Source organism: Syntrophomonas zehnderi OL-4, from assembly GCF_000983115.1.
GTDB classification, from domain to species: Bacteria; Bacillota; Syntrophomonadia; order Syntrophomonadales; family Syntrophomonadaceae; genus Syntrophomonas_B; species Syntrophomonas_B zehnderi.
This window is the reverse complement of the sequence record NZ_CGIH01000004.1, coordinates 157,458-174,560: the sequence shown is the minus strand read 5'-3', so window position 1 is coordinate 174,560 and position 17,103 is coordinate 157,458. Positions and strand designations below refer to the sequence as shown.

Genomic DNA, 17,103 nt, shown 5'->3' with positions numbered 1-17,103 from the left:
TCCTCTTTCGAATATAACGGTTTAAAACCGGGTATACCTACTTAAGTTCAGCATACCTGCTCCCGGGCGCACTTCAGCGACCTTTGCTTAAGAAGGCTTTCAGCCGGTGACCTTCTTTCTCTGGCAGCATATATTCGCTTACTCTTCCCATTCTAGGCATTTATAATTGTTATTTTACTAGATTATATGCCGGTCATATTTTTCTGTCAACTTTTATAAATCAGTTATTTTTTGGATGGTTTTTTCTAAACGGACTAAGGTGTTGTCCTTGCCCCAAATATAAATCAAAAAAGGTAATTCCGGCCCGTGGGTACGGCCGCTTAAGGCACTGCGCAAAGGCATATACACATCTTTAGGTTTTAGTTTGGTCTTTTTGACGATACCCTTAAGGAATTGCTGTAGTTCCTGGGGTTCTAAATAATCGGGAAATTCATCTTTAAACATTTCTAAAACCGGTAATACGTTTTCCTTCTGTAGGACTACTAAGGCCTGTTCTTCGTATTCGGTCTCCCGGAAGAATACATCCAGCAAATCGGCTACGTCACTAAGACAGACCAAGTGATCACGAATAGCATCAACTAAAACAAGCTGCTTGGTTTCCGGTAAGGCAGCCACATCTGCAGCATATTCGGTTTGATTAATATAGGGCAACAGCATATTTTTTAAATCAGCGGTCGCGATTTTCTTGATATACTGCTGATTCATCCAGTTTAATTTATCGATGTCAAATACAGCCGGGCTTTTTGATACCCGCTCCAGGGTAAAGGCGGCAATTATTTCTTCTTTGCTCATAATTTCCTGTTCGCCTTCCGGAGCCCAGCCCAATAAAGCCAAGAAGTTTAACAGTGCTTCCGGTAAATAGCCCAATTCACGGTATTGAATTAATGAAGTAGCTCCATGACGCTTGCTCATCTTCTGGCGGTCACTGCCTAGAATCAAGGATATATGAGCAAACTCGGGACGGCTGAATCTTAGGGCATCATAGAGCATTAATTGGCGGGGGGTGTTGGACAGATGTTCTTCCGCCCGCACCACATGAGTGATGCCCATCAGGACATCATCGATTACCACCGCAAAATTATAAACCGGTATGCCATCGGATTTCACAATAATGAAGTCGCCGCTGTTTTCACTTTCAAAGCTAACCTGACCTCTTACTAGATCATTTACTACATAGATGGTATTCTGAGGCACCCGAAAACGAATACTGGCTGGCTCCCCAGCTTCTAACCGCTCTTTAACCTCGGCTTCGCTCAGGTGATTGCATTTACCTCCATAATGAGGCGTTATCCCCCGGGCAAACTGTTCCTGCCTCTCTTGTTCCAGCTCAGCCTGGCTGCAAAAACAATAATAGGCCAAACCCTGATCCAAAAGTTGTTGGGTATAGTGACGGTAAATGTCTAGTCGCTCCGTCTGCCGGTAAGGACCGTTATCCCCACCGGCTTCTATGCCTTCCGTCCAATTAATCCCCAACCATTTTAAAGAGGCCACAATCTCCTCTTCATACTCCTGCCGGGAACGTTCCAGATCGGTATCTTCAATCCTTAAAACCAGTTCTCCGCCTTGATGGGCTGCGAAAAGATAATTAAATAAAGCCGAACGGGCCCCACCAATATGCAGCGGCCCCGTAGGACTGGGCGCAAATCTTACTTTGGGCTTTTTCAAGCGTTCTTCCTCCTTAATAATTATTGGCGCTGAAATTTATGAATAACACTAAATTCAAGCCCAACCACCTACGAAAAGTAAGGGGTAAGGCATGAGGGGAATACATCGTAGATCACCTTGCGGGTACTTGAGCTAAAGCTTGCGCACAAAAACCGGATTATTAGGTATTATACGCTGATACTGCAGATAGCGTATTGTGTCCAATTAATCCGTGTTATCCGCGTTTTTTTCTAATTATCCATTTTTCAGTAATACCACGGCCTGAGCGGCGATGCCTGCCTCGCTGCCTTCCCAGCCTAGACCTTCGGTGGTGGTAGCCTTGATGTTTACCTGCCCGGGGCTTATGTTTAGAACCCGGGCGATGTTTATAACCATTTCATCTATGTACGGAGCCAGCTTCGGCCGCTGAGCAATAATGGTACTGTCGATATTGACAACGGTGTGGCCCTGCTCTTTAATAAGCTGTCCGGTTCTCTCCATCAGAACCAGGCTGTTAATGTCTTTGAATTCCTGGCTGGTATCTGGAAAATGACGGCCTATATCTCCTAGAGCCGCGGCCCCTAACAAGGCATCACAGATGGCATGCAGCAACACATCGGCATCAGAATGTCCCAGGAGTCCTTTTTCAGAAGCGATCTCTACTCCGCCCAGGATCAATTGCCGGCCTTCTGTCAGCCTATGCACATCATAGCCAATTCCAATCCGCATAATCATTCCTCTCGGCCTTCCAGCAGGCTCCGGGCTATCATCAGATCTTCCGGGGTGGTGATCTTAATATTATTATAATCTCCGGCAACCACCTTGACCCTGCCGATATATTTTTCAAACAAAGCCGCATCATCAGTAGCATAATAATTTTCTTCATAGGCTAGCTGATAAGCTTCCCGCAGTTCACTGTACAGAAATACTTGGGGGGTTTGAATGGAATAAACCATGCTACGGTCTATAGTTTGCCGTACAAATGAATCCTTATCAACCATTTTGAGGGTATCTTTGCTGGCAACACCTGGTATAGCTGCCCCCCATTCCCGGGCTTCATTTAACAAACGTTGTAGGACATCAGACGACAAAAGTGGCCGTGCGCCATCATGCACAGCCACAAAATCTGTATCCGGACTAAGGTGTTTAAGTCCTTCCCAAACAGAATCCTGCCTTTCTCTTCCGCCGGGCAAAACGGCTGATACTTTACGATAGCGGAACTTATCCACTATCTCTCGTTGGCAATAATCCACTTCTTTTTCCGAAGTTACTACCACGATTTCATCAACCATATCTTGTTTCTCAAAAAAATCCAGGGAATAGGCTAAGACCGGGTGAGTTTTAAGTAAAATGAATTGTTTGTTAACCCTGGTTTTCATACGGCTACCCTGGCCTGCCGCCGCTATAACAACCCTGAGGTTGCTAGCCATATAAGTTCACCTCTTGCATTTTTACGGTCTGCAGGGTATTGCCTATACCAGCCTGTGCATCTTCTTTTGCCTTGCGTGTAAAGATCATTCTGCCGGCCGCAGTTTGAAACACACTGGTGACGATAACCTCCAGATTATTTCCCAGTTCGTTTTGAGCATCCTCAACCACGACCATAGTTCCATCTTCCAGGTATCCTACCCCCTGGCCGGGTTCCTTGCCTCCCTTTAAAACGCTGATATGCATCGTTTCCCCTGGGTAGACAAGCACCTTGACTGCATTGGTCAGTTCATTTAGGTTTAAAACGTTTATTCCTTGTAATTCTGCTACCTTGTTAAGGTTGTAATCATTGGTGATGATACTGGCATTAATTTGTTTGCAGAGCCGTATTAATTTCATATCCACTTCTTTTTCTTCCGGGATACTATCTTCAATTATATCAATTTTTATGCCCGGATGTTTAGTCATTTTCGACAATAATTCCAATCCCCGGCGTCCTTTGTTGCGTCTTAAATTATCTGATGAATCGGCAATATGCTGTAATTCTTCAACCACAAACATCGGTACTAAAAGCCTGCCTTCCAGAAACTTGCTTAGACAGACATCATATATTCGCCCATCAATAATCGCGCTGGTATCCAGCACTTTACAATCCGGCGGATCTATTGCCGTGGCCAGATTCTCAGCAGTCATGGCGGGAAAAAGTTTAACCACATCCAATGCCCGATGGATTCCAATCCTTAAACCTAGATAGGCAAATAGCAAAAATACGCTCAGAGCGATATAAGCCCCTGCTCCTTCTATCACGGACAGGGGATATGAAGTGATTAAGCCCAGCAACACACCTACCAATAGCCCGGCCGCGCCACCCAGCACGATTTCAATAGAAGTACTGTCCAACATCCGATTGAATTTTCGAATCATTTTGCGGGTTGCTTTTAACATCAGGCCCGTCACAATGTAAAACAACAGGGCACCACCCATGCCAACCAAAATACGCCCAGCCAGGTTCATGGACAGATAAAGATTGGCTATATAACCGGACCAGATGCCAAAAATAAGTGCAAACAGAAGCAGGGAACTGGATATTATCTGTTTATGCATATATTACACCTCCAGTTAATATTTTGGGATTAATAGGTAATAATTATACTAATGATCCAGAAATATTTATTTATTCCTTCCTTAAACAAGTCACACACCTTTTCCTCAAAACTCAATTTTGGCAATAATCTGTTGAAGATCCAGATTTGACAAAAGCTTGCGGTCGGGGCTATACTTATAGAAATCTTACCGCGAGCGGGGGGAGAGCCTCTATGAAAGACTTGATATGTGATGAATTTCAAAACACCGTTGATAATCTGCTCATTCGCCATCATAGTATCTTGGATATTATTTCCAAACTCTCCGAGGCTACCTGCCGAGTTAATCGCTCGGTCATAAAAACCGTTACTGATTGCGGTTGCGTTTCCGTACAGGCTCAAAAGATTCAAATCCCCGATAATATTCAATCCATAGCCGAATTAAAATCGTGTTTGGATAATCACCTCCGGGGGCAATTATGCCCACAGTGCGAAGAGGTAATCAGCAGTGAGTTGGGTAAGCTCTTGTTTTATACGGCCGCCCTTTGCAACACATTAGATATCAATCTATACGATGTCTTTATAAAGGAACAGAAAAAGGCTTCGGCCCTGGGTGTCTACAATTTTAGATAAGAAAATAAGATAACCTTCAGATACGCTGTCCAGGCAACCAATCTAATAAGGCCTCGCAAAAAATAATGGGAACCCGTTGCATTGTGGGGGTTCCCATTTTATCGCCTATCGCATATAAGATTAGTTTTTACACCATATACTCCAACAGGAGTTGCTCATGCATCCGCTTCAAACCATTTTTTATGGAGCGTGCTCTGACCTCGCCGATTCCCTCTACATCATCCAACTCTTCGATACTGGCTCGCAAAACCTGATTAAGCAAGGAAAAGCGTTCGACCAGATTATCGATTATGGCCACCGGGATGCGCGGGATCTTGTTTAACATACGGTAACCGCGTGGTGAGACCTGCTGCTCCAGATGGCTGGCAGTCGTGCCCAGTGACAATATGCGGGCGATAAAAACAGCATCCGATATTTCCTCTTCGAATGCCCGCAGGATCGTATTTAACAACTCCTCCGAACTCTTATCCGGGGTATGAGAATAATCTTTAATTATTAAGGTAGCTTCTTCCTCAACATTAGCCAGCAATTCATCCAGCTGCATTTTAACCAGGCGTCCTTCCGTACCGAGTTCAGCAATATAGTCTTCGATTTCCCCGGCAATATTCAGTACTTTGATACAGCGATGCAGTACTTCGCAGACTTCGGCTACCGTTACCATGTCTTCAAATTCCAGCCCCCCCAGCCGCTGCAGCTCCCTCATCATCACATTGCGATACTTTTCCAAAGTCTGCAGGGCTTGATTAGCTTTAACCAAAATAGTAGACATATCCCGTAAGCGAAACACAGTATTTCCCTGGTAGAGGGTCACGACACTGCGTCGCTGAGAAATGGCTACGACTAATTCACCGGTTTGCTGGGCAACCCTTTCCGCGGTTCTGTGTCTGATTCCGGTTTCCCGGGAAGGTAATTTGGGATTAGGGTCTAATTGGGCATTGGCCAATATTATCCGGGAAGCATCGCCGTTAGTAATTATCGCTCCGTCCATCTTGGCCAGCTCATAGAGACGGGAGGGAGTGAATTCACAATCAATATGGAAACCACCGCTAACCAGATTCATGAGTTCAGGCGAATCTCCCACCACGATTAATCCCCCGGTATTGGCCTGTAATACATTTTCGACCCCCAGTCTAAAGATGGTTCCCGGGGCCAGCATTTTTAAGTAATCGCGGAAATTAGCTCGATAGATATCTTCCACCAGGTCTATCCCTCCATTAATATTTCTATTAAATCATCCAGATTACGGATCTCCTGAATATTTAAACCTCCTGCGGCCGAAACGGATTTCATTTGTCCATGCGGCAATATCACCCGTTTGAAACCCATCTTTTTAATCTCTTTAAGGCGGCTATCCAGGAAAGGCACTGACCGTATGTCACCGGATAAACCGAGTTCTCCTAAAAAAACCGTATCCCGGGACAGGGGCATTTCGCGGAAACTGGAGTAGATAGCTGCGGCAATCCCCAAATCCACACAAGGATCTTTGATAAATACGCCCCCGGTTACCTTTAAAAAAACATCATAGCTGCTCAGATCAATACCCCGTCTTTTTTCCAGCACCGCAATAATCAGCGCCAACCGGTTTTGATCAATGCCTGATGCCATACGGCGCGAATAAGCTGAACCCGATGAAGTTACCAATGCCTGCATTTCTATAAGCAAAGGCCGACTTCCCTCAAAACTGGCTACAACGGCCGATCCACTGACCTTAGGGTCTTTAGCGGCCAGAAAAATCTGGGCTGGATCCACTACCTCTCTTAGACCCTGGCCGCTCATCTCCAGCAGACCGATTTCATCAGTCGGCCCAAAACGGTTTTTGACTCCCCTTAATATCCTAAAGGAATAGTTTTTTTCACCCTCAAAATATATGACTACATCAACCATGTGTTCCAATACCTTGGGTCCGGCTAGGGCACCATCCTTGGTGACATGCCCGACCAGAAAGAAAATCCGCCGGCTTTGTTTGGCAAGATTCATCAATCGAGCCGTACATTCACGCAACTGGGAAACACTTCCGGGGATTGAACTTAAATTGTCCGAATAAACGGTTTGAATGGAATCAATGATAACCAGGTCGGGATCAATCTCTTCTATAAAACTTTCCAATAAATCGATATTCTGCTCACTCAAAAGATATATCAGTTCACTATCAATATCAAGACGTACGGAACGCAAACGGATCTGCACCGGTGATTCTTCTCCCGAAAGATACAGCACTTTGCGTTGGTTTCTGGATATATGATCGGCAACCTGTAATAGCAGGGTTGATTTACCGATACCCGGGTCGCCACCCAGCAAAACCAGCGAACCAGGTACCATACCACCGCCTAGGACTCGATCCAGTTCTTTCATGCCGCTGGCCAGCCGATATATATCGGTTGGCGGTACCCTGCTCAACGGCAGTGCTTCTACAGCACTCTTGAGTGGTCGGTTGCTGTCTTTGGTTACCCTTTCCTCTAATAAGCTGTTCCAGGCCCCGCACCCGGGGCACTTTCCCAGCCATTTGCCAGTTTCGAAACCGCAATCCCGACAAACGAATTTGCTCGATATTTTGACCATAAATTTCCCTTTTCTATTTATTATAATACTATAACAGGTTTTTTGTTTGGTTCTTCTATTTTATGACATTAATGTTTGCGATAGCAAGCAAGGGCAGGCTTTTTAGCCTGCCCTTGCTTGAGACGTTTGCTATCTAACCTTTTTTAATTACGATCTGACCATCTTCCGCATCCACCAGGATGGTATCACCAGGTTCAACGTTTTTCATGAGTATTTCTTCTGAGACCTTATCTTCGATAAGTTTTTGAATAGCCCTTTTGAGCGGCCGGGCCCCATAGGCTGGCTCATAACCTTCTTTTAAAATAAGGCTGCGGGCGGGGTCAGATATTTCTAAATCATAACCGCTGTGTTCTATCCTTTCAGTTAAATCCTGAACCAACAGGCCGATAATATCTTTTAATTCTGCTTCAGTCAGACTCTGGAAAACGATCAGTTCGTCAATGCGGTTTAGAAATTCGGGACGGAAGGTATGTTTTAATTGTTCCAATACCTTTTCCTTCATCTGGTTATAATCTTCGGCTTCATCAACTGCCCGGGTAAAGCCCATGGTTTTATTCTTTTGCAGATTTTCTACCCCGACATTGGAGGTCATTATAATAATGGTGTTTCTAAAATCGACTGTCCGCCCCTGCCCATCTGTCATGCGTCCGTCTTCCAACACCTGCAGAAGAATGTTAAAAACATCCGGATGGGCCTTTTCAATTTCGTCCAGGAGAATTACCGAGTAAGGCTTTCTTCTAACCTTTTCAGTTAACTGGCCGCCTTCATCATATCCTACGTAGCCAGGGGGAGAGCCGATCATTCGCGATACGGCGTGTTTTTCCATATACTCGGACATATCCAGACGAATGATAGCATCTTCACTGGCAAACATGGCTTCAGCCAAAGCCCGGGCCAATTCCGTTTTACCCACCCCGGTAGGACCTAAAAATACAAAGGAACCGATAGGGCGTTTGGGGTTTTTCAAACCGGCGCGGGCCCTTCTTACGGCACGGGCAATCGCTTTCACGGCTTCGTTTTGACCGATTACCCTTTTGTGCAGAACCTCCTCCAGATTCAAAAGCCGTTCACTTTCCTCGATCGCCAGTTTGCTGACCGGAATGCCAGTCCAGCTTGAAATAATCGCGGCGATTTCTTCTTCACTGACTGCGCCGGCTTCAACATTACGCTTGCTGATCCATTCCCGGCGCTGATTTTCTATCTCATCTTTTAATTTCTGCTCTTCATCCCTCAGCTTGGCGGCTTTCTCATACTCCTGAGCGTTAATGGCCTCTTCTTTTTCTTTGATGATATCCTCCAGGCTGGCCTCCTGATCTTTTAATTCCTGGGGCAGTACATAACTGGCCAGACGTACCCGGGAGGCGGCTTCATCAATCAAATCAATGGCCTTGTCAGGCAAAAAGCGATCCGAGATATAGCGGCTGGAAAGCCGCACCGCCGATTGAATGGCCTGATCACTTATTTTAACTCCATGATGAGCTTCATAACGATCCCGAACCCCTTTTAATATTTCCACGCTTTCCTCGGGACTGGGTTCCTCAACCAGAATAGGCTGAAAACGTCTTTCCAGTGCGGCGTCCTTTTCTATATGTTTGCGATATTCATTCAGTGTTGTAGCACCGATACACTGGAACTCGCCCCGGGCCAGGGAAGGTTTTAGTATGTTGGCAGCATCTATAGCCCCTTCGGCAGCTCCCGCACCTACAATGGTATGCAGTTCATCGATAAAAACAATTACATCTCCGGCCGCCTTAATCTCATTGACGATCTTCATCAGACGGTCTTCAAACTCGCCCCGGTATTTGGTTCCTGCAATCATGGACGATAAATCCAAGGTTACGACTCTTTTATGGCTTAGGTTTTCGGGTACTTTGTTTTCAAAGATGCGCTGCGCCAGTCCTTCCACAATGGCTGTCTTGCCTACTCCGGGATCACCGATCAAAACGGGGTTGTTCTTGGTGCGCCGGGATAATATCTGCAAGACCCTCTCAATCTCATTTTCCCTGCCAATAACAGGATCTAAGCGGCCTTCTTGGGCATCTTTGGTCAAATCCCGGCTAAAATTGTCCAAAACCGGGGTTTTGCTCTTACCTTTTCTCCCTTTTTGAGTGGTTACAGGGGGCGTATTTGAAATTTCCTGAAAGCTGTCCGGATTCATCATACCCGGAACTTCTCCGCCCAGCAGCAGAATAACCTGCTCCCTTAAATCATCCAGCTTAACCCCCATAGCCAGCAGAACCTGGCTGGCCACCCCTTCTTCTTCTCTTAGGATAGCTAGGAGCAGATGTTCCGTGCCTACATAGTTGACTCCCTGTAAGCGAGCTTCGTCAAAAGCAGTATTAAACACCTTTTTGGCCCGGGGAGTAATCGGTAAATCTCCGGCCGGTCCTTCACTGGCTGACTGGTTCTGACCGATGTATTTCTTGATTTCCTCTCGAACGTTCTCGAGATCCACACCCAGGTTAATAAGGGCTCTGGCTCCTACACCTTCGCCTTCCCGCAGTAATCCCAACAATATGTGTTCAGTCCCAATGGCCGGGTGTCCCATTTCCCGCGCTTCTTCCTGCGCATGGATAACTGTATTTCTGGCTCTTTGGGTAAATTTTCTAAACATCATCATCACCCCTTTTAGCGTATTGATATGATAATTACTGAATACCCTGCAGTTTCTCCTGAATTACTTGCGCCCTTTTTATATCCCTTCCGGTAGCATCCATTTCCTCTTCGGCCCTTTTCTGGAGATGAGCCGGGCGTATTGCCACCACCAGTTCATTTAAATCATTGGGCTTAATCCCTTGTAAAATTCCCATATCTATGCCCAAACGGACATCGGAGAGTAACGATAAGGCCTCATTCGAGTTGATTATGCGCGCATGGCTTAATATGCCATAGGCTCGTCCTATTTTATCTTCCAACTGATATTTTAAGTCCACTTGCAGCCTTTCCCGCAAGAGCCGCTCCTGTTCCACCAGTTGTACTGTAATTGCCCGCAGGTGTGTGCATATTTCCTCTTCGGTCTGGCCCATCGTAATCTGGTTAGACATTTGGAAGAAGTTACCTGCCACTTCAGTGCCCTCACCATACAGACCCCTTACCGTCATTCCCAGTTGACCGATGTTTTGCAGGATCTGATTAGTCTGTCCGGTCATTTGCATAGCCGGCAGGTGGAGCATAACCGAGGCCCTTAGCCCAGTTCCGACATTGGTGGGACAGGCAGTTAAATAACCCCGTCTTTCGTCAAAGGCATATTCCAACTGGCTTTCCAATTCATCATCCAGGCCCTGAGCCAAGGTATAGCATTCATCCAACTGCAAGCCAGGTAATAAACACTGAATGCGCAGATGGTCTTCCTCATTGATCATCGTTGACAAAGAACCATCCTGATTCAGGACAACCCCTCGAAAACTTGAATTGGTTTCGGCATGCCCCGGACTGATAAGATGTTTTTCTACGAGCATTTGCCGATCCAGTGAGCTTAAATGATCAAATGTCTCCAGTTCCATCTGCCCCTGCTGATAAGCAGGGCTTTCCTGCCAAGCGCCCTTTATTATTTTAAGGCAATCCTCACCCTTGGCCTGATCGAGCAGGTGGGGAAAAGGTATTTCCCTGAGATTGCGAGCTAAACGGATACGGCTACTAATCACGATGTCTCCATTTTCCGCATCCCCATCCATCCAAGTCACGAAATTATTATAAATAACATCTTTGACATTCATCGTCATCCCTCCATCAAGCCAGCTTGGTTTCTAATTCCTTAATACTATCCCTGATTCCAGCGGCCTTTTCGTACTCTTCCATATTAACCGCTTCCTGGAGCTGAGCTTTCAAATCTTCCATCTGCTTTCTTAACAGGACTTTTTCTCCGCCCCGGGAAGGTATTTTGCCTATGTGCTGACTGTTTCCATGTATCCTGCGCAGGGTCGGCTCCAATTCCTGTTCATATATACGGTAACATTCACTGCAACCCAATTTGCCTGTTTCACGAATGTTCTTATAGTTTATCCCGCAATTGGGGCAGGACGGAGTCTCGGCAACCGGAGTTAAATCCATGTTATAACCGGATCCAAAGATACTGCTGAGCAGATTGGGAATGGAAAACTTGTTGCCGGGATCGAAAATAAAGCCGCCCTTTTTCGCAGCACATTCCTCACAGAGATGGCTTTGAATTATGTTTCCGTTAAATACCTGGGTCAAGTGAACTGCAGCAGGTTTCTGTTTACATTCTTCACAATACATAAAAAAGACCTCCTATTTTGCAGGAAACTCTGCGATATATATCCCATTTTAATAAGCAAAATACTCTTTAAGTGCTTTGCCTACCCCTTCACTAACCTTGATCTTGTATTCATACGGCAAGTCCCTGCAGCTATTGATGGATATATATTTAATCATTTCCGCTTCCCGTTCATTTAATAATTTACTTTGTTTTAATTCATCTATAATTTGAAACAAAGGCGGATTATCTACAAAACCCTCAGAATACGGACAACTAAACTGACTGATACGTACAAAACCGCATCCTCCCCGGCGACTTTCGGTCAGATAGCCATCTTTCTCCGTAAAGCGCGTGCTCAAAACATAGGTTACTTGGGAAGGTACGCAAGCAAATGTCTCCGCTAGCTCAATTCGTTGTATTTCGATACTTTTATCTTCACTTCTGGAAATGAGAACTTTAATATACTGTTCAATGCGATCTGCTAAACTCTTTTTCATGAACCCAGCCTCTCTTTGACCATTTTTGACCTTTTGTATATTGTAATCATCTCGTAAAGGTTTTGCAATACAAATACGAAAATAGATTTTAATAGATGCTGATTATTGTGGCAGTTTTTTTAACACTGAAGGACACTGTTATTTTTTAATTCAGTAACTTAAAGTACGATCCGGCAACACAAGGCTAGGCGGCGGTGAACTTTCATGCCGTGGCTATGGGCTTAAGAGCTGATATTGTCTTTTTTTATTTTGCGCATTATAATAGTTGATTATGAAATTTAACCACGGTTTATTTCATTTCTAAAATACATGAAAAATATATCATCTGATTCCATACTTTTTGCGAATGGATTATAATAAATATGTTTAGTTATTTGCTGTTGGAGTGTAAAAAATATGTTGCATAAACATTGTTTAGTCTGGGTATTGATACCGGCATTTTTTTTAATTTCGTGTTTTCCTAATATGGCATGGGCTGAACAGTCCCAGCTTGATGCCATAAGTGCTGAATCATATGTGCTTATGGACGCTGATTCCGGTAAAGTTCTAAAGTCTAAAAATATGCACAAAAAACTCCCTCCGGCCAGTATGACTAAGTTAATGACCATGCTCCTGGCTTTGGAGGCTATCGAACATAATCAGGTAGGGAAAAGTGATAAAGTTATTGCCAGCCCATATGCTGCTTCCATGGAAGGTACCCGGATTTATCTGGAGCCGGGTGAGGTTATGAATATGGACGATATGCTCATAGCTATGTCCTTGGTTTCTGCTAATGATGCCAGTGTAGCGGTGGCAGAGAAACTAGGTGGCAGCGAAGCTGCCTTTGTTGAACTGATGAATAAAAAAGCTGCCGCCATCGGTATGAAAGATTCCCGCTTTAGAAATTCCCATGGTTTGCCTGCGCCCGGCCATGTCAGCTCAGCTTATGATATGGCAATTCTGGCTCGGTATACCCTGGATAACACCCCTGTTTTAAGGTATAGCTCGTTAAAAGAACATAGTCTGCGGCAGGGCGAATTCCCCATTCATAATAGTAACAAGCTGTTGTGGCGTTACGAAGGGGCCGATGGTTTGAAAAACGGTTACACTTCGGAGGCCAAAAACTGTCTGACAGCTACAGCCAAACGCGGTAATCTGCGTCTTATAGTAGTCGTTATGGGATGTCCCCTCAAAGGCGGTCAGACAAATGATGTGATAAACCTGCTGGATTATGGTTTTGACAATTATTCCACCCAAAAACTGCTTTCCTCCCATAATGTTTGTGCAACCACTCGGGTCAGAGGAGGAATCGACAAAGAAGTAAAAGTACTGGTCAGAGATGATGTGAACGCCATTTATCAATGCAACCAGGGGGCTTCTTTTACCCGCCGCCAGAATGTAGCCGGAAGTGTCAAAGCCCCGGTGCAACGCGGTCAAAAACTGGGTGAAATGGAGATTTTAAATAACGGGATTCTGCTTAAAAAGGTAGATTTGGTCGCCGCCAATGATGTCCCCCGGATCACCTGGGGCGAAAGAATCATGAGAATCCCCGGGATTGTTATGATTATTACCGCAATTTTAATAGTTACCTACATTATTTATCGGCGGCAAAAAAGAGCGACTGCCTATCAACCTAAACTCACCATCGGCCGTAAAGAATAGCCACAGTAAACGCAGCTTCCAAAAGGTTATAGTACCCTTTGGTTATTTTATACCCTATGTAGGTTTATTCCCATTCCAGTTCGACCACACTATTATTTTTGAGCGGGGTAGTATAGCCGCCTTCTTCTCCGTCAACCCTGATGCGTAATCTTTTGTTAGCCTGGGTTTTAATCTCTATCACCTTGAATATGTCGCTTAAGATGGCCTGACTGTGCTCTTGGTCAATCTTGATGCGTGCCCCGTTAAATATTTCCTCTTCAGGGCTTACCGGATAACCATTCCTGGTCAAGCTATAGCCTTTGTTTTTGATTCTAACCTGCTCCCCGTTGACTGTCACAACACAATCCAAGTCCTGCTGTATCACGATAAGATCTTTTAGACGCGGTCTTTCTCGGCCGGCTCGATACTCAATCGAAGCCCCAAAGTTCACGGTCTGATCCACTCGGGCCGGCTGTCCGTTGACACGCAGCTCAAGCGGAGACCATTTGACCACCATGGGCTGTTCGTTAAGATAATAATTATAGGTTTTCTCTTGAAGAAGAGATTCAGATAAACCAGCCTTTAGGAGAATGTCTCCCAAACGACTGAGACGGCGGATTTCCACTTGGCTTCGATCGGGTATCTCCTCTTCTGCATCCCATTCCTGGCCATTGACTGTATATTCCGGCTTTAGTTCCAGCCTTTCCCCATTTATAAAAACGTACCCACTGGCACCTGAATCGATATTAATTAGTTTTACGCTGGCATTCTCCCCGTCTTCGCCCTTTATATATTCAATTTGATCATTTTTAATGATTGGCGTGTCTAAGCTGGCTTCCTTGCCGTTTACACGTATCTGCGGGGCAGTTCCCATTTCCCCTTTAAAAACCTTCAGATAACCATTTACCTCAATTGTTTTGCCCATTCCCGGCCTGCCATAGGCATCGTTAAGAGAAATACCGGCACTAAGCAATGCATCCGCCACATCGATATCGCCAATATTCCATAGACCTAGTTCACGTCCGTTGACCATTACCTTGATAAAAGGCAGCGGTGGGATAATCAGGGAATGATACGCGATACCCAGCGGGGTTACGGCCTGTGGCCCCTGTAAACAGTCAAATTCTCCGATTACCTGGGGCGCACTATCGCGGGTTCTTATTCCTACTCGGTTTTTAGGTATTTCCAAGGCCTCGGCCAGATATTGCACCAGATCCGGGGTTAAACTGCCCCCGCCCACACATAATACGGCATCAGTAGCCTTACCGTTTAAAAGTAGAATACTGTTGCTGATTTCTTGAGCCAGTTCACGTACCCTGGATTCTAATTGGGCTTTTATTTCAGCGGCTTTTATTTCCACCTGGTTATCCAGGATATCTTTGAATGTCAATATTTCCTGGGTAGCAAGCTGACGTTTGAGTTTTTCCGCACTATTAAAATCCATCAGAAAACAACCGGCCAATTGTTCGGTTAATTCATCTCCGCCACTTGGCACCATGTCATATGCATAAATATTGCTGTTTTTTACTATGGCAATATCGGAGGTTCCGGCGCCTATGTCGACCAAGGCAAGATTTAGCAGGCGCATATTGGGAGGTATGGCCATGGAAAGAGCTGCAATGGGCTCCAGCGTTATACTGTGTACTTCCAAACCCGCATGTTTTAATGAAGAAAACAGGCTGTCTACTACGACTCTGGGCAGGAAAGTAGCAATCACTTCAACCGATGCAAAGGATCCCAGCTGTCCAATCAAATTTCCTATCTGCTGATTTTCCAAGTAGTAGGCAATTACACTGTAGCCTACGCAGAAATACTGGGTCTCGGCACCTTTTTCCATATCATCCCGGGCAATCGTTTGCTGAGCCAGCTGAACCGCTTCTATTTCCAGGGCCCGTACCTCATCACGGCTCATTTCGGTAACAAATTGATTATCCTTGCGGGCGGTTCCTGAAGCCGTTTTCAAAGCCCGTCCGGCCGCAGCCACTGCCGCAGATTTAAGCTGCATGCCCAGGCGTTCTTCCAGGGTTTTTTTTATGGTCAAAATAGTACGGGCTACCTCTTCCACATCGTGTATCTGTCCGTCCAACATTGCCCGGCTCTGATGTTCAATCATTTCCGCGTCCAGTACTTCATAACCGCTGCTATTTTTCTGCATGACCAAACCGATAATTTTTCTGGTGCCGATATCCAGGGCAAACACAGTATCGTTATTCACATTATCCCCCCAACGTTAGTCAGAATTATTAAATATTCACAGAAACGCTGCCCGGCACTCAATCTTAAGTGCCGACCACAACCATTTTAAAAAGGCGGCTGTGATACGCGGGGAAGCTAAGGCTTCCGCTACCAGGTCAGATAATCATTATTTATAAATTAATTAATTCCGGTTTGAAAATGAGGTTGTCGCAAAAGATAAAGCATCCGCTCAAAAAGCCAGAATTCTGAGTATATGCGCTGTTGCTGCAGAAAATTAATTATTCGGAAAACTAATCACATTCAATCTGGATAAATCTGATTTTCTAATTAAAACCGCGTGAATCCGCGTTTATTATAAAGATTAATCCTTGGTTTTGGCCTTTTGCTTTAACACTTCCACCGTGAATCGGGGCAGAGCCAATTGCCTTTTAAAGCGGCTGGGTTCCTTGACCAGCCGGTACAGCCATTCCAGATTGGCTTTAATAACCCACTCGGGTGCCCGTTCTTTGATCCCGGCCACCACATCAAAACTTCCTCCTACACCTATTAAAACGGGTACAGATAGAGCATCTTTATGTTCTTTTATCCAGAATTCCTGCTTGGGAGCACCTAGCGCTACAAACAATATGTCCGGCTGGGATTTTTTAATATCTTCGATAATTTGATCAGTTTCGTCAGATGCAAAGTAACCGTCATGGCAGCCACAAATCTTAAGGCCCGGGTATTTTTGGGTTAATTGTTTTGCGGCCGTCTCAGCTACATTGGGAGCAGCCCCCAGCATATATATTTTCCAGGATTCTTGGGCGGCTTCTTCACATATTAGATAAAGCAGATCGATCCCCGTTACCCTCTCCAAGAAAGGGTAACCCAGTTTTTTCCCAGCCCAGACAATTCCTATACCATCCGGGGTTACCAGGTCCGCTGCATTGATCACATTTAGCAAATCTTCATTGTCCTGCGCTTGGTATAATATTTCTGCATTCAGGGTAATAATGTGAGATGGCGTACCGGCCTTAATTAATTGCTTGATTCGCTGCAGAGCTTGTCCGAAATCTACAATATCTACGTTGGCTCCCAAAATAAGAGCCTTTTCGTTTGACTTCATCTTTATCTAACCTCTTTGACCGTTTTCAATTATTATATAAGTCTCTTTAGTCCGCGTCCATTTTTCGCCTTGAAAATCTTGCTTTAAAATCAGAATACCCGCCTCTCGGCGGGTATGTGATAA

The 17,103-nt window shown here is 45.1% G+C and carries 14 protein-coding genes and 1 other annotated feature (1 of these 15 cut by a window edge); of the genes, 2 read left to right on the top strand and 12 right to left on the bottom strand.

The genetic code is table 11. The features are described from left to right. Window positions 1-164: a binding site (T-box leader), on the bottom strand (it extends 58 nt beyond the left edge of the window). A gap of 49 nt (window positions 165-213) precedes the next feature. The 4 genes from gltX to AAV90_RS01315 all read right to left on the bottom strand — a co-directional run bounded on the left by gltX (window position 214) and on the right by AAV90_RS01315 (window position 4,176). Further along, window positions 214-1,665 (bottom strand): glutamate--tRNA ligase, encoded by a 1,452-nt coding sequence (gene gltX / locus AAV90_RS01330; protein ID WP_046494954.1) that lies wholly within the window; start codon window positions 1,663-1,665, stop codon window positions 214-216. 234 nt (window positions 1,666-1,899) lie between these two features. Further along, window positions 1,900-2,373, bottom strand: a complete 474-nt coding sequence (gene ispF / locus AAV90_RS01325; protein ID WP_046495238.1) for a 2-C-methyl-D-erythritol 2,4-cyclodiphosphate synthase — start codon at window positions 2,371-2,373, stop codon at window positions 1,900-1,902. A gap of 2 nt (window positions 2,374-2,375) precedes the next feature. After that, the gene (gene ispD / locus AAV90_RS01320; RefSeq protein WP_046494952.1) at window positions 2,376-3,074 is read right to left on the bottom strand and encodes a 2-C-methyl-D-erythritol 4-phosphate cytidylyltransferase; all 699 of its coding nucleotides are present in this window, start codon (window positions 3,072-3,074) and stop codon (window positions 2,376-2,378) included. Further along, on the bottom strand, window positions 3,067-4,176 hold the full coding sequence (locus tag AAV90_RS01315) for a PIN/TRAM domain-containing protein (RefSeq protein ID WP_052729522.1): 1,110 nt from the start codon (window positions 4,174-4,176) through the stop codon (window positions 3,067-3,069). Before AAV90_RS01315 ends, ispD begins: the two co-directional genes overlap by 8 nt. A 212-nt stretch (window positions 4,177-4,388) precedes the next feature. On the opposite strand from AAV90_RS01315, the gene AAV90_RS01310 reads away from it, so the two are divergent. Continuing rightward, window positions 4,389-4,787 carry a nucleoside triphosphate pyrophosphohydrolase family protein gene (locus AAV90_RS01310; protein WP_046494950.1) on the top strand — a complete coding sequence of 133 codons (399 nt, stop codon included), beginning with the start codon at window positions 4,389-4,391 and terminating at the stop codon, window positions 4,785-4,787. Window positions 4,788-4,914: 127 nt separating this feature from the next. Here AAV90_RS01310 and disA read toward each other — a convergent pair whose 3' ends face one another. The 6 genes from disA to AAV90_RS01280 form a co-directional block, all read right to left on the bottom strand. Further along, a complete protein-coding gene (disA, locus tag AAV90_RS01305) occupies window positions 4,915-5,985 on the bottom strand; it encodes a DNA integrity scanning diadenylate cyclase DisA (protein WP_076982586.1) in 1,071 nt (356 codons plus the stop codon). 5 nt (window positions 5,986-5,990) lie between these two features. Next, a complete protein-coding gene (gene radA / locus AAV90_RS01300) occupies window positions 5,991-7,346 on the bottom strand; it encodes a DNA repair protein RadA (protein WP_046494948.1) in 1,356 nt (451 codons plus the stop codon). A gap of 133 nt (window positions 7,347-7,479) precedes the next feature. Continuing rightward, window positions 7,480-9,960 carry an ATP-dependent Clp protease ATP-binding subunit gene (locus tag AAV90_RS01295; RefSeq protein ID WP_198142792.1) on the bottom strand — a complete coding sequence of 827 codons (2,481 nt, stop codon included), beginning with the start codon at window positions 9,958-9,960 and terminating at the stop codon, window positions 7,480-7,482. Between the two features lie 34 nt (window positions 9,961-9,994). Further along, a complete protein-coding gene (locus AAV90_RS01290) occupies window positions 9,995-11,062 on the bottom strand; it encodes a protein arginine kinase (RefSeq protein WP_046494944.1) in 1,068 nt (355 codons plus the stop codon). A gap of 13 nt (window positions 11,063-11,075) precedes the next feature. Further along, on the bottom strand, window positions 11,076-11,582 hold the full coding sequence (locus AAV90_RS01285; RefSeq protein WP_046494942.1) for a UvrB/UvrC motif-containing protein: 507 nt from the start codon (window positions 11,580-11,582) through the stop codon (window positions 11,076-11,078). 48 nt (window positions 11,583-11,630) lie between these two features. After that, window positions 11,631-12,059: a CtsR family transcriptional regulator gene (locus tag AAV90_RS01280; protein ID WP_046494934.1), complete on the bottom strand. Its 429-nt coding sequence runs from the start codon at window positions 12,057-12,059 to the stop codon at window positions 11,631-11,633. Window positions 12,060-12,524: 465 nt separating this feature from the next. Here AAV90_RS01280 and AAV90_RS01275 point away from each other — a divergent pair, with 465 nt between their 5' ends. Next, window positions 12,525-13,700 (top strand): D-alanyl-D-alanine carboxypeptidase family protein, encoded by a 1,176-nt coding sequence (locus AAV90_RS01275; RefSeq protein ID WP_207642025.1) that lies wholly within the window; start codon window positions 12,525-12,527, stop codon window positions 13,698-13,700. A gap of 64 nt (window positions 13,701-13,764) precedes the next feature. Here AAV90_RS01275 and AAV90_RS01270 read toward each other — a convergent pair whose 3' ends face one another. Beyond that, window positions 13,765-15,894: a cell division FtsA domain-containing protein gene (locus tag AAV90_RS01270; protein WP_046494933.1), complete on the bottom strand. Its 2,130-nt coding sequence runs from the start codon at window positions 15,892-15,894 to the stop codon at window positions 13,765-13,767. 342 nt (window positions 15,895-16,236) lie between these two features. Continuing rightward, complete coding sequence (locus tag AAV90_RS01265) at window positions 16,237-16,980, bottom strand: WecB/TagA/CpsF family glycosyltransferase (RefSeq protein WP_046494931.1); 744 nt, start codon at window positions 16,978-16,980, stop codon at window positions 16,237-16,239. Between the last annotated feature and the right edge of the window lie 123 nt (window positions 16,981-17,103).

What these genes read in the sequence shown, in the direction of transcription:
- AAV90_RS01285 (WP_046494942.1), bottom strand. Translation starts at nt 11,582, where the DNA reads ATGTATTGTGAAGAATGTAAACAGAAACCTGCTGCAGTTCACTTGACC.
- ispF (WP_046495238.1), bottom strand. Translation starts at nt 2,373, where the DNA reads ATGCGGATTGGAATTGGCTATGATGTGCATAGGCTGACAGAAGGCCGG.
- AAV90_RS01280 (WP_046494934.1), bottom strand. Translation starts at nt 12,059, where the DNA reads ATGAAAAAGAGTTTAGCAGATCGCATTGAACAGTATATTAAAGTTCTC.
- AAV90_RS01295 (WP_198142792.1), bottom strand. Translation starts at nt 9,960, where the DNA reads ATGTTTAGAAAATTTACCCAAAGAGCCAGAAATACAGTTATCCATGCG.
- radA (WP_046494948.1), bottom strand. Translation starts at nt 7,346, where the DNA reads ATGGTCAAAATATCGAGCAAATTCGTTTGTCGGGATTGCGGTTTCGAA.
- AAV90_RS01275 (WP_207642025.1), top strand. Translation starts at nt 12,525, where the DNA reads ATGGCATGGGCTGAACAGTCCCAGCTTGATGCCATAAGTGCTGAATCA.
- AAV90_RS01315 (WP_052729522.1), bottom strand. Translation starts at nt 4,176, where the DNA reads ATGCATAAACAGATAATATCCAGTTCCCTGCTTCTGTTTGCACTTATT.
- AAV90_RS01310 (WP_046494950.1), top strand. Translation starts at nt 4,389, where the DNA reads ATGAAAGACTTGATATGTGATGAATTTCAAAACACCGTTGATAATCTG.
- AAV90_RS01290 (WP_046494944.1), bottom strand. Translation starts at nt 11,062, where the DNA reads ATGAATGTCAAAGATGTTATTTATAATAATTTCGTGACTTGGATGGAT.
- AAV90_RS01265 (WP_046494931.1), bottom strand. Translation starts at nt 16,980, where the DNA reads ATGAAGTCAAACGAAAAGGCTCTTATTTTGGGAGCCAACGTAGATATT.
- ispD (WP_046494952.1), bottom strand. Translation starts at nt 3,074, where the DNA reads ATGGCTAGCAACCTCAGGGTTGTTATAGCGGCGGCAGGCCAGGGTAGC.